A 12,258-nucleotide genomic window follows, 5' to 3' on the forward strand; every position below is an offset into this window, starting at 1 on the left:
AATCTGGGCTCGCAATTCGTTGCTCATCATGATTTTCTAAAAAGTGCAGCATATTTGCTTCAATGTCAGTAACTTGTGCTTGTTTGACCGCTATCGCTGCAGTGCTCTCTTTGCCTTGAATGATGCCTTTAAGCGTGTCATACATGTCGACTTTGTCGTACAGGTAATCCATTTTACCGAGATGGATATAATCTCGGTATAGGGCAGGGTTATACACTTCAGCTAATAGAAACGCATCAGGATTCGTGTGTTTAATATTGGAATTTAAATAGCTCCAAAACGGGACAGGCACCATCTCCGCCATATCGTAGCGAAAACCATCGACGCCATTTTCCAACCAAAATTGAGTGATCTGTTTGAATTTAACCCATGAATCTGGGATCAACTTATCTTTAGGCGCGAGTGCTAGATCTGCTGTTTCGATTGCGAGCCAGTATTGATAATGCGCATTCACATCCTTACTGCTCATTGATCCATCAAGTACTGGGAAGTCAAAACTACCATCAGGTTTAACGCCGTAGTTAATTTTAACCGTTTCATACCAGTCATTAGCGTCAGGCTGCGCTGCGCGGGCACCATTGCCTGTCCATTTGGCAGGGAACTCTTTGAATTTGCCATCGGCTAAAGGGTGTGACTCACCCACTAATGGTTGGTTTTTAGGCGATAAATCAGGGACTTTAAATGCAACTGGGGTACTTTTACCCATCGCTGTCGTTTGAACAACATAATAGAAGTTGTTGTGGCGCTTGTAAGTTACGCTGGTGTCGTCATTAGCCCCAAAGCTAGTTACACCATTTTCAGCGAAGGGTGATTGATATGCTCTGGCAACATGGTTTGGCACAATATCGATTATCACTTTCATGTCTTGTGCGTGTGTACGTGCTATTAACGCTTTAAACTCTTCAAAACGATTTTCAACGTTGTCGGCTAGGTCCGGATTAACGTTGTAATAGTCTTTAACGGCATAGGGCGAGCCTGCACGGCCTTTGACAACATCCGGATCATCATCGCTAATGTCAAATTGCTTGTAGTCGCCTATCAACGCATGGTGAGGTACGCCGGTATACCAGACATGGGTAGTGCCTAAAGACTTGATACTATTAAGTGCAGTTTCATTAAAATCACTGAATTTTCCAACACCGTTTTCAGTGATAGTGCCCCATGGCTGGTTGTTAGTATTCTTATTGCCAAATAGCCGGGTGAAAACCTGATAAACAACAGGTTTTTGGAGGTCATTGTTTACTGTGTTTTGCGTATCGGCCGCAATTTGTTTAAAGGAGATCTCATTGTGCTTGTTCGCACTCACGGCGATACTCTTTTGCTCTTGCTCTGAACATCCGCCCGCAAGCAGGAAAACAGGAAACAGCAGGCTGATAAGCAGTGCTTCACTTTTATTACTGCCAAACTCTCTCTTTTTACAGCCAAAAGCTAATCTTGATAGCGTCGGCTTAAAGAGATGATTAAATTTATTAACAGTCATTAAAGTGTAACCTTATGATTATTAGTGTTTTTGGTTGTATTTTCTTAGTTTCAGTTGGTTATACTAGTTTAGTGTTAACACCAGTACTCCATTAGCAGGAACGGTAATGGTTTGAGTGATATTTTGCGTTTTCTGCGTCAATACATCAGTGGCTGATGAAAAATCAGCTAGTGGCTGTTTAAACCTGTCGCTATTAAGCAGCACGTTATTAGGGTTCTTATTCATCACTACCATGACGGTTTGCAGCGCATCAATTCTGAAGTACACATAAGTGCCATCTTTAGGGACGTAATGGATTAACTTTCCATGATGAATAGCTGCAGAGCTTTTTCGGAAATTGAGCAGAGTTGAAACGAACTTCTGCGCATCGATTTGCTGTGGATTTAGTCCTTCTTGTGTATAAGCATTTTTATTATCAATTGGCCAACCACCGGGAAAATCGGCACGTACTGTACCGTCATGCCTGCCCTCTAGCGGACTGGTCATCAACACCTCGGTACCATAAAAAATCTGTGGAATACGGTTTGAGGTAAGGGTGTACACCATGGCCATCTTATAATGGCCTAAATCTTCGTTCATCAGGCTAAAGAGACGATTTGTATCGTGGTTTCCTTCAAATAACACTAGGTTCGTCGGGTCTGCGTAAACAACATCATTGGCCATCATTTCATAGAGCTGGATAAAGCCTTTGTCCCATGACTCTGGCGTATTAACTGCGTCAAGCATGGTTTCGTAGAGTGGGAAATCCATTAGGCTTGGAAGGTAAGATACATAACCATCTTTGTTGGTTTTACCCGCTTGCCAATAGGAGACAGTAATGGGGTTCGCCGTCCACTCTTCACCAACAATATTAAAGTTAGGATACTCGGTCATAATAGCTTTTGACCACTGTGCTAAAAAGGCCTTGTCGGCATAGGAATAAGTATCTTCTCGTATTCCACTTAAGTTTGCATATTCAACCCACCAAATACTATTTTGAATGAGATACGTTGCAAGCTTTGGATCTGTTTGATTTAAATCGGGCATGCTGTCGACAAACCAACCATCAACAAAATGGCTACGGTCACTTGCAACGGCATAGGGATCTTGTACCGTAGTGCGCCTGTGACTGGTGAATTGCACCTGACTTAGATCGGTACTTAGATTAGTCCTTAGATTGCTACTATGGTTTGTCGTTAATCCATTTACCCATGTCGAGCTTGGAATATCTTGCATCCACCAATGGTTTGAACCGATATGGTTGACGATGATGTCTTTAATGATGCCAATCCCTCTATCGTTTGCCGCAGCGACCAGCTGGCGATAGTCTGCATTACTGCCAAAACGAGGGTCGATACGGTAATGATCAGTGGTTGAGTAACCATGATAAGAGTACTTTTGTTGATTATTCTCAAGTAGGGGATTGATCCAAAGCTGTGTTATGCCGAGCTGTTCAAGATAATCTAGGCTGTTGAGAATACCTTTGATATCACCGCCATGTCGGCCATCTTTATCGGCTCGATTAGCTGTTTCTAACATGCTGATGTGATTATCATTTGACTCATCGCCGTTGGCGAACCTATCGGGTGTGATGAGGTAGATAACGTCACTGTTATCAAATCCTTTTCTTTGGGCCGAACCAGCACGCCTTTGTTTAATATCATAGTCAAACTGATGTTGTGTGCTGCCATCTTTAGCGAGCGAAATTGAAATAGTTTGCGGCGCAGCATTTTTAAGTGAGAGGCTAATGAATAAGTAATTAGGATTGTCGGTTGTTGTCGTTTTAACAATGCTGATGTTAGTGGGGTGTCCATTTAGTCTGGCTTGCAGAGAGGCAATATCATCTCCATGTAGCATAAGCTCAAGTGTTGGATTTGCCATATTTGCCCACCAAAACTCGGGCTCGATTTTCAGAAGAACAGGGATCCTTTCTTGCTGACTAAATACCGATGTAACCTCGCTGATGCTCTCTGTAGAGCTGCCCATAGCGCTAGTCGTTAGGATCACAGATGCCACAATGGTAGCGAAAATAGCATTGAAAGAGCGGTAAATAGGCGTTGATTGCATCTTAGGTGACCTTGTTGCAGAGCATTATTTTTATAGCAAAAAGCCTACTTCATCGTGAAGTAGGCTTTTGATGCTCCAGGATTACATACTGTAACTAAATCCTAGATAATATTGACGACCAAAGGTTTGAATGGTACCTGTTTGCTGCGGTTGCCCAAAGTAGGTTTTGTTAGGCTCGTCAGTCAAGTTGTTAACCTGGAGTAGCAGTTTCAAGCCATTATCCATTGCATAAGATGCTTGATAATCGAAAATCGTTTCAGCATCAAAAAATGCTAATTGAGATTCGACAGCGACCTGCTCTGAAACATACTCACTACGATAACGCATGCTGACACGAGTATCGAAACCCTCGAGTGAATAAAACAACGTGGTATTAGCAACATGTTCAGACAAACCAGGTAAAGGTATAGAAAGTGATTGACCACTCAAATCTGTTTCAAATTCAACTTCGCTGTCTGAAAATGAGTAACTACCTGTAAAACCAAGACCACTAAATGCGCCAGGAAGGAAGTCAAAGATCTGCGTGTAAGTCAGTTCAACACCACGGATATAACCGCCGTTATCATTGTTAACCGCAGTTTGATATTGACCTTCATCTTTAACCACTGGGAACTCTACGCCGTTGTCGACGATGGTATCAGGAACAATAAAACCCGCTTTTTCAAAATCAAAAGGCACAATAGTAAAGTTATTAATGAATGACTTAATATCTTTATAGAAAATAGCCAGTGCAATAGCGCCTTCACTATCTTCAAAGTAATGCTCATAAGAAAGGTCATATTGGTCGGCATAAAATGGGTCGAGTAATGGACTGGTGTTTCCCCAAGCGTTGTACTTTTTATAGCCTGGAGTTGCAGAGTCATCATACCAAGAACCCATGCCTGATTTTAACTTGTCTATCGGTGGACGCGCCATTACCGATGCTGCAGCAATGCGGATTTGGTCGTTGTCTGTTAAATGGAAATTCAAGTTGATTGAAGGTAGGTAATCTGTGTAGGTTTTGCCCACTTCATTACGAACGTAATCAGAGCTAATCACACCTTTCTCATCTGCGATCTCTTCTCCTAAACCAAAGCCAACCTGCTGAAGACCCTTGCTCGATTGGTCGGTATTGACAACGCGCACACCAATGTTACCCGTCACAGGCAGGTCGCCAATCTCTAGGTTTAAATTGGCTTGTACGTAACCTGCAAGCACATCTTCATTGACTGAACCGCTTTGGATCATGGTCCAGTTATTATCCCAGTTAGCCGTTGGTGTAAATGGATCTTGTCCTGTGGCTGCGAGCTGTTGATTAACCAGGTCTACCGCTTTATCAAAATCGATTTTTAGGAAACTTGGGTAGTTTGAAAGATCACCGCCAAAGTTAACCACATCTGTCATATCGTCTGTTAAACGCAGAACAGGTTGATTCGCTGGGTTATCGCCATACTCAAAACCGTAACCAGCTTGTGAGCGTTGTGCGTTAAATTCGCGCTGAGAATAACGCACACCAAAATCAACCGATGAGATGAAATTATTATCCAAGGCATAGTTAAAATCTAGTTTGTAAGCGATAAGATCATTTTGTTGATCGTATGGCCACATACCAACTTCTCTAAGTCCTAATGTCGCCGTATCGGTGTAACTTTTATCAAAGCTTACATCGGCAGGATTAAGACCATTTAGTTGGTAATCAACGGACTCAGATGCACGAATTTGATTGTCGATATCATCATATATAACCGCTCTTGTGCCGCCATTGACGAACTCACCATCTGCTTTTGAATAACTAACATCGGCAGCAATGGTCAAGGCATCACCGTCATTCCACGTCACATTAAACGCACCAGAGGTGAGTGTTGAGAACTTAGAGTCGTTATCGTTAACCACAAATACTGCAAAGTTATCAGTGCCATCGGTCGCAACAGTACCGCCCGTCATCGAACCATTTTGCACTGTAGCGTTGCTAATATTGCCGTTTTTAAGTGACTTTACACGAAATCCTCGAGCAAAATTTTCTGAATCAAACTTAGAATGGAACAGGTCCCCTTTAATGCTCCAGTTGTCATTGGGTTGCCAATGAATCGCGCCCATATAACCATCGCGGGTGTCTTCACCGCCTTTTTGTTGCATTTCGAAGCCTTCACTGATTGATTCAGCTTCGCCATCGCCGTTGACATCGCGTGAATCATCATTAAATCTCAGGCCGATGAATTGACTGGCAACATAAGGCTGATAAAGGTGCGCATAGCCCACTGCCACGCCTAAAGTATCTTCAAGGTACTTACCTTGATAAGAAAAGCTTAAACGGTTACCAAACTCTTCAGCATCGGCAACATCACCGGCTTGATCGTTGTAGCTTCCACGTACATTCACTACAAATGAATGCTCCTTATCACTCTGTAAAGGATCTGCTGTTTTTAATTCAACGGTACCTGCAACGCCACCTTCAATCAGTGATGCTTTTTGAGATTTGTATACTTGTGCTTGCGATATTAACTCAGACGGGTACTGATCAAATTCAACTGCGCGTTTACCACCAGTGGTAACCTGTTCACGGCCATTTAATGTGGCGAAAACGAAATCACCGTCAAGACCACGAATATTCAGGCCACTCGCTTGTCCGCCCGTTCTAACGGCTGTGACACCAGGTAAACGTGTTAGTGCGTCGGCAATTGATTGGTCTGGTAAAGCGCCTAAATCATCTGCAGATATGCTTTCAGATACTGTGTCAGCAAAACGCTTATTATTTAAAGATCTTATAACGCTGGTTCTAAAACCTCTAACTTCAATAACTTCTATTTTTTCTTCTTGTACTTTTCCTTCCGTTTCTACTTTGGCTTCTTCAGCAGCATAGCTGCTCATACTTGCCCCTGCAGCAACTAATGCTAAGGTCAGCATACTAGGTTTAAATTGCAACATCTCCATCCCCTTTAACTAAACTGTCGGCTAGTTATTATTTTTTTAATTATCACTGACGTCGTAACAAAACTGGGTACAGAAGCGCACTTGTTACAACAAAATCGCAGCGTTTATAAGTATATTGTTGCGCAACGGTGAAGATAGTACTCCCGAGATTCTGACCATAACAATGTTATGCATACGTATTCAATGGTTTCATAACTGTAAATTAACCGATGGAAGGACATTTGTTAACAATGTTCGGCACAGGCTTATTAAGCTCTAGTTATTGTTTTAAAACAAGATTTTTAGTGTTGCATGTTTGGTGATTGTTAATGCTATTACTGCATACGTATGCAGGGATATTGAACCTTATTTCGCTATTCACGTATGCTGCCAACATTCCAACAACAAAAGCGACCGATCATTAGGTGGCAACATTGTTTTAACTAGTGGGTTGTTTTGCTAGTTTCCAAATATAGAGTGTTAAGGGGCAATAATGGATCAGCTTACATGGTGGCGCGGAGCCGTCATTTATCAAATTTATCCACGTAGTATGCTGGATACAAATGGTGATGGAGTTGGAGATCTGCAAGGGATAATCAATAAGCTGGACTATATTGCCAGTCTAAACGTGGATGCAATATGGATATCGCCTTTTTTCACCTCTCCGATGAAAGACTTTGGTTATGACATTAGTGACTATCGTGATGTTGACCCGATGTTTGGCAGTATGCAGGACTTTGACGATTTGATTGCTAAGGCACATTCGTTAAATATTAAAGTTATTATCGATCAGGTGTTAAGCCATACCTCAGATCAGCATCAGTGGTTTATTGAAAGCCGTGAAGACAGAGCTAACGCTAAACAGGACTGGTATGTGTGGGCTGATCCTAATGAAGATGGCACACCTCCTAACAACTGGTTAGCGATATTTGGTGGCTGCGCGTGGGAATGGGAACCCCGGCGTCAGCAGTACTACTTGCATAACTTTCTCACCAGCCAACCCGATCTGAATTTCCATAATGAAGATGTGCGCAATGCGGTACTTGATAATGTGCAGTTTTGGTTAGATAAAGGGGTCGATGGCTTTAGATTGGATGCGATTACCTTCTGTTTTCATGATGATTTATTACGTGATAACCCAGCTAAGCCAAAAGATAAACGCCAGGGGCGCGGTTTTAGCGAAGATAACCCTTACGCATATCAATATCACTATTTCAACAACACCAGACCTGAAACAGTAAGCTTTATTGAGGACCTTAGAGCCCTTATTAATCGATATCCCGGTGCGGTCACTTTAGGTGAAGTATCGTCGGAAGATTCGTTAGCGACGATGGCTGAATATACACAAGGTAATGAGAGGCTGCACATGGCCTACAGCTTTGAGCTATTAACCGATGACTTTAGCGCTGAATATATTCGAGAAACGGTAGAAGCCTTAGAGGGACGTATTGGTGATGGTTGGCCTTGCTGGGCTATTGGGAATCATGATGTGCAACGTGTGGCTTCTCGTTGGGGTAAAGGGCAGGTAACACCAGAGATGATTAAGATGCTCAATGCGATGCTGTGTTCGCTACGCGGCAGTGTTTGTAGTTATCAAGGTGAAGAACTTGGGCTTACTGAAGCCAAAATAGAATATGGGCAACTGCAAGATCCTTTTGGCATCGCATTTTGGCCGATGTTTAAAGGCCGCGATGGGTGTCGTACGCCAATGCCTTGGTCTGAAAAGTCTCTCAATGCAGGCTTTAGTGAGGCGAAGCCATGGTTGCCAGTCGCGACAGCACATTACGCTTTGTCAGTAGAAAGCCAAGAGCAAGATGAACAGTCGATTCTTAATAGTTACAGACATTTCCTTGGCTGGCGCAAAAAACATCCAACATTGATAAATGGTGATATTGAATTCATCGTAACTGCTGAACCCATATTAAGCTTCATACGCAGTGATGAAGGGATTAGTTACCTTATCTGTTTTAATTTAGACGCTCAGCAACAAACGCTAACTTTACCTGAAATGGGTATTGACGAGGTGCTCATTGACCATGGGTTAGTGAATGGCACTGTGTCGAATGGCTTACTTACACTGCCGCCTTATGGCTGTTTTTATGCTCAGTTAACCAGTATTTGATTGAAATTGAGTTCCACTTAAGAAGATTGACCTAATAAGAGAGAAAATAATATGGCTTCATCTTTTAGTACTAACACTGCCACGGTAACGTCTGGCGAAAACGGTAGCACCCGTTTTGCTTTGGTATCTTTAACTTCACTGTTTTTTATGTGGGGTTTTATTACCTGCTTGAATGACATTTTAATCCCCCATTTGAAAGCGGTTTTTTCGCTTAATTATACTGAAGCAATGTTGATCCAATTTTGCTTCTTTGGAGCATATTTCTTAGTGTCTATCCCTGCAGGGAGATTAGTTAAAAAGGTGGGCTATCAAAGGGGGATCATTACTGGACTTGTCATCGCAAGTTTTGGTTGTGCATTGTTTTATCCTGCCGCTTCTCTCGCTGTTTACCCACTGTTTTTGGGAGCTCTTTTTGTGTTAGCGTCAGGAATCACCATATTACAAGTGGCTGCAAATCCATATGTGAATGCACTTGGCAGTGTTGATACGGCTTCAAGTCGTTTAAATTTAACGCAAGCTTTTAACGCATTGGGGACGACGATAGCACCTTACTTTGGTGCGATACTCATTTTGTCTGTTGCTGTAGAGGCACAAGTTGGGCTGACACAGATGCAAGCAGAAGCAGAGGTCGTTAAACTTCCGTATTTATTGCTATCTGCCATGCTGGCAACGCTTGCTATCATTTTTTCCAAACTAAATCTCCCTGAGATTAAGGCGCATACAGAAGCGGCCGTTGAAGGCCTAGCTGACAAGAATGGTAAAACCAGTGCGAGTCAATATAAGCATCTTGTGCTGGGGGCTGTGGGTATATTTGTCTATGTTGGCGCTGAAGTATCTATCGGTAGCTTTTTAGTTAACTTTTTAGGTGAAGAGCATATTGTTGGAATGAAAGAAGCCGATGCGGCTAAATACATTGCTTACTACTGGGGCGGGGCAATGGTAGGGCGCTTTATTGGCTCAGCAGTCATGCAAAAAATACCAGCAGGTACCGTATTAGCATTTAATGCCTTTATGGCAGCAAGTCTTGTTGTAGTTGCAATGAATACCTCAGGCGAAGTGGCCATGTGGTCAATCTTGGCTGTTGGACTATTTAATTCGATAATGTTTCCCACTATCTTTAGCTTAGCGCTACGTGATCTTGGACCGCATACTTCTCAAGGCAGCGGATTTTTGTGCTTAGCGATTGTAGGTGGTGCTATTGTGCCATTGCTGCAAGGTGTTATGGCGGACAATATGGGGATCCAGCAAGCATTTATTCTACCTGTTATCTGTTATGGCTTTATTCTTTACTATGGTGCTAAAGGCTCTAAATTATAGGCTGCTAGGTATTAGCCTGAATAAAAGCTGTTATTTTAAAAGCGACTTCAAGTAAGTCGCTTTTTTATTGCTGCTTTTCTTAAGTTGACTTGCGTATTGGGCACTTTGCTCCTATGATCGCTGCGATTTCTTTCTATGGTAACTTTAAATGCTAAATTCGTCTTTATCCCCCAGCTCGACTGAACTTGTGATTAGTATTCTTGACCTTGTATTAAAAGAGGGCAAGCCACTTGATCGTGCCTATTCACAACATTTTTCAGGGCTACAATTAGAGTCTTCTGAGCTAGGACGGATCACCTTTGTTACGGGTGATATTTTAAGACGTTTAAATTTGTATTGTTATTTGTCTGACGTTAAGCCTGAAGAGATGGTTCGAATGGGCTCTCGTCTGCTTAATGTTTGGCACTTATTTCATCAATTACCGTTACCTAAAATGCAATATGCACTACAAGTTGATGAAAATGATCTCGCTGAACGAACCGAAATTGCGCGTCAACAACCGGTGCTTTGGGATGGCTGTCCAGATTGGTTGAATGAAATGGGTGAAGCGCAGTTGGGTGACCGTTGGCCTGCTGAGCGTGCAGCGTTAAATAAGCCTGCTAAACGTTTTATTCGTGTCAATACGCTTAAATGTACCCGCGATGAGCTTGCTAAAAAGTTGCGTAACGAGCGTGTCCAAACAGAAGAAGTTGAAGGTGTTGATACTGCGTTAGAAGTAGTATCAGATTCAGCACTGTTTAAAACGGAATGTTTTAAAAAGGGTTGGTTCGAACAGCAAGATGCTGGCTCACAGCTCATCGCTGCAGCCCTTGGCGCAAAGCCAGGTATGTGTGTTGTGGATGCATGCGCTGGTGCTGGTGGTAAAACACTTTCAATATCGGCACAAATGCAGGGTAAAGGTCGATTACTCGCAATGGATGTTGAGCAATGGAAACTCGATAACCTTAAACAACGTGCTCGTAGAGCCGGTGCTCATAATGTTGAGACGCGCATTATTGCTAGCAGCAAGACCATTAAGCGTCTTAAGCTGACCGCTGACCGCGTACTACTTGATGTACCGTGTTCTGGTCTTGGGGTACTAAAACGTAATCCAGATGCTAAATGGCGTGACACACCAGAGAGATTGCCAATATTAGTCGCACTGCAAAAGGACATCCTACAGAGCTATAGTAGAATGGTGAAAGTCGGTGGTATTTTGATTTATGCAACATGCTCTATCATGCCAGAAGAGAACCGCAACCAAGTTGATGCCTTTTTAGCTGAAAATAAACATTTCAGCTTTATCGAAGAAGACAATATCAGCCCAGCAGAAACGGGTTTTGATGGTTTTTATTACGCAAAACTGGAACGTATCGCAGAAGCTTAAGCTTTTTGTGTTACCGCTATATAAAAGGGCGCTCAAAGCGCTCTTTTATATGGATGTAATTTAATGATAATAGCTCGGTGGTTGCCTATGCTCACCAGGAAAAAGACCTCGTTAGTCTATATATCCTAGCCATTATCTGGATATTTATTATTATCGTAATCGCATCTGTTTATTTCGTCGAATCCATAATCCGTTTTATAGAACTGACAAAGTTTTAAAAGTAGACTGTCTACTATGTGATTATTTTCTGCACTACCTACTATTTTTACTTCTTTCTTTTCAATATTTAGTAATACTAACTGACTGTCAGGTAACATTGCTAATTGATGTTCCCCTTGATAAATAGATCGTTGCTTACGTCTTATTAATGTTCTGTATTCTTCTGGTTTTATCACTGCTTTTCCTGAGGGTCTAATTTCATAAATTGAAGCTGTTTCCGAAACAACTTTTTCTTCATCAATAAAACTTGCATTTAAGGATGATAAAGATAATGAAGATTCAACAAATAGATGTCTATCATTTGGTGCTTCTGTTTTTGCGGGTAACGGGAAGCCATCGTATGCTATTGGCAGATTCAATTTAAGTTCTTGGTCAATACTGGGAAGAATATCTATAAGTGAGAACAATCCCTCTATAACAGCAGGTTCGCTTACAATTTCGTTATTTTTATACCTTATTTTTGCTAGCAAAACTTTTGCTTGTTGTTGATCTAACACGTTAGTGCCATGCCCCCAGGATTGCATGGGTGGTCGGTTTTTAAGAGCATTAAAATCATCTTTTTCGTTGAGTTTAAAACCTTCTTCATGATCTGAAATAATATAAACGATAGAGTTTCTTAAAAATCCATTAAGCTCTAATTGTTGATAAAATAATTCTATCTGTTTGTCTATTTTCTTAAGCATGGATTTGTACATAAAATGGTTATAATTACCATTCCATTCAGAAGGATTATGTTCAATAAAACTGTTTGAGGTGTAAGGCCAATGTAATTGACAAAAGTGTACAGCTAAAAAATTGGGTTTATTATTGTCAAGTTTA

Annotated in this window: 7 protein-coding genes; 3 read left to right on the forward strand and 4 right to left on the reverse strand. The window is 41.8% G+C overall.

Annotated elements, in window-relative coordinates; all coding sequences use genetic code 11:
- From CXF82_RS08980 to CXF82_RS08990, 3 genes are all read right to left on the reverse strand, one after another.
- The coding region (locus tag CXF82_RS08980) for an alpha-amylase family glycosyl hydrolase (protein WP_257982753.1) at positions 1-1,480 on the reverse strand (1,480 nt) is incomplete at its 3' end.
- Positions 1,481-1,543: 63 nt separating this feature from the next.
- Positions 1,544-3,526, reverse strand: coding sequence for a glycoside hydrolase family 13 protein (locus CXF82_RS08985; RefSeq protein ID WP_257982754.1), 1,983 nt, complete (start codon positions 3,524-3,526; stop codon positions 1,544-1,546).
- A gap of 81 nt (positions 3,527-3,607) precedes the next feature.
- The gene (locus CXF82_RS08990) at positions 3,608-6,430 is read right to left on the reverse strand and encodes a TonB-dependent receptor (protein WP_102039489.1); all 2,823 of its coding nucleotides are present in this window, start codon (positions 6,428-6,430) and stop codon (positions 3,608-3,610) included.
- A 478-nt stretch (positions 6,431-6,908) separates the two neighbouring features.
- Between CXF82_RS08990 and CXF82_RS08995 the strand changes: the two genes are divergently transcribed.
- The 3 genes from CXF82_RS08995 to CXF82_RS09005 all read left to right on the forward strand — a co-directional run bounded on the left by CXF82_RS08995 (position 6,909) and on the right by CXF82_RS09005 (position 11,220).
- Positions 6,909-8,537, forward strand: coding sequence for an alpha-glucosidase family protein (locus CXF82_RS08995; RefSeq protein WP_102044048.1), 1,629 nt, complete (start codon positions 6,909-6,911; stop codon positions 8,535-8,537).
- A 51-nt stretch (positions 8,538-8,588) separates the two neighbouring features.
- A complete protein-coding gene (locus CXF82_RS09000; RefSeq protein ID WP_102044049.1) occupies positions 8,589-9,854 on the forward strand; it encodes a sugar MFS transporter in 1,266 nt (421 codons plus the stop codon).
- A 148-nt stretch (positions 9,855-10,002) separates the two neighbouring features.
- Entirely contained in the window at positions 10,003-11,220 is a 1,218-nt protein-coding gene (locus tag CXF82_RS09005; protein WP_101090929.1) for an RsmB/NOP family class I SAM-dependent RNA methyltransferase, read from the forward strand.
- Between the two features lie 125 nt (positions 11,221-11,345).
- Here CXF82_RS09005 and CXF82_RS09010 read toward each other — a convergent pair.
- Positions 11,346-12,258, reverse strand: a 913-nt coding sequence (locus tag CXF82_RS09010; RefSeq protein WP_180961189.1) for a sulfatase-like hydrolase/transferase, incomplete at its 5' end; no start/stop codon positions are given.

The organism is Shewanella sp. GutDb-MelDb, assembly GCF_002836075.1.
Lineage (GTDB): Bacteria > Pseudomonadota > Gammaproteobacteria > Enterobacterales > Shewanellaceae > Shewanella.

What these genes read in the sequence shown, in the direction of transcription:
- CXF82_RS08985 (WP_257982754.1), bottom strand. Translation starts at nt 3,526, where the DNA reads ATGCAATCAACGCCTATTTACCGCTCTTTCAATGCTATTTTCGCTACC.
- CXF82_RS08990 (WP_102039489.1), bottom strand. Translation starts at nt 6,430, where the DNA reads ATGTTGCAATTTAAACCTAGTATGCTGACCTTAGCATTAGTTGCTGCA.
- CXF82_RS08995 (WP_102044048.1), top strand. Translation starts at nt 6,909, where the DNA reads ATGGATCAGCTTACATGGTGGCGCGGAGCCGTCATTTATCAAATTTAT.
- CXF82_RS09000 (WP_102044049.1), top strand. Translation starts at nt 8,589, where the DNA reads ATGGCTTCATCTTTTAGTACTAACACTGCCACGGTAACGTCTGGCGAA.
- CXF82_RS09005 (WP_101090929.1), top strand. Translation starts at nt 10,003, where the DNA reads ATGCTAAATTCGTCTTTATCCCCCAGCTCGACTGAACTTGTGATTAGT.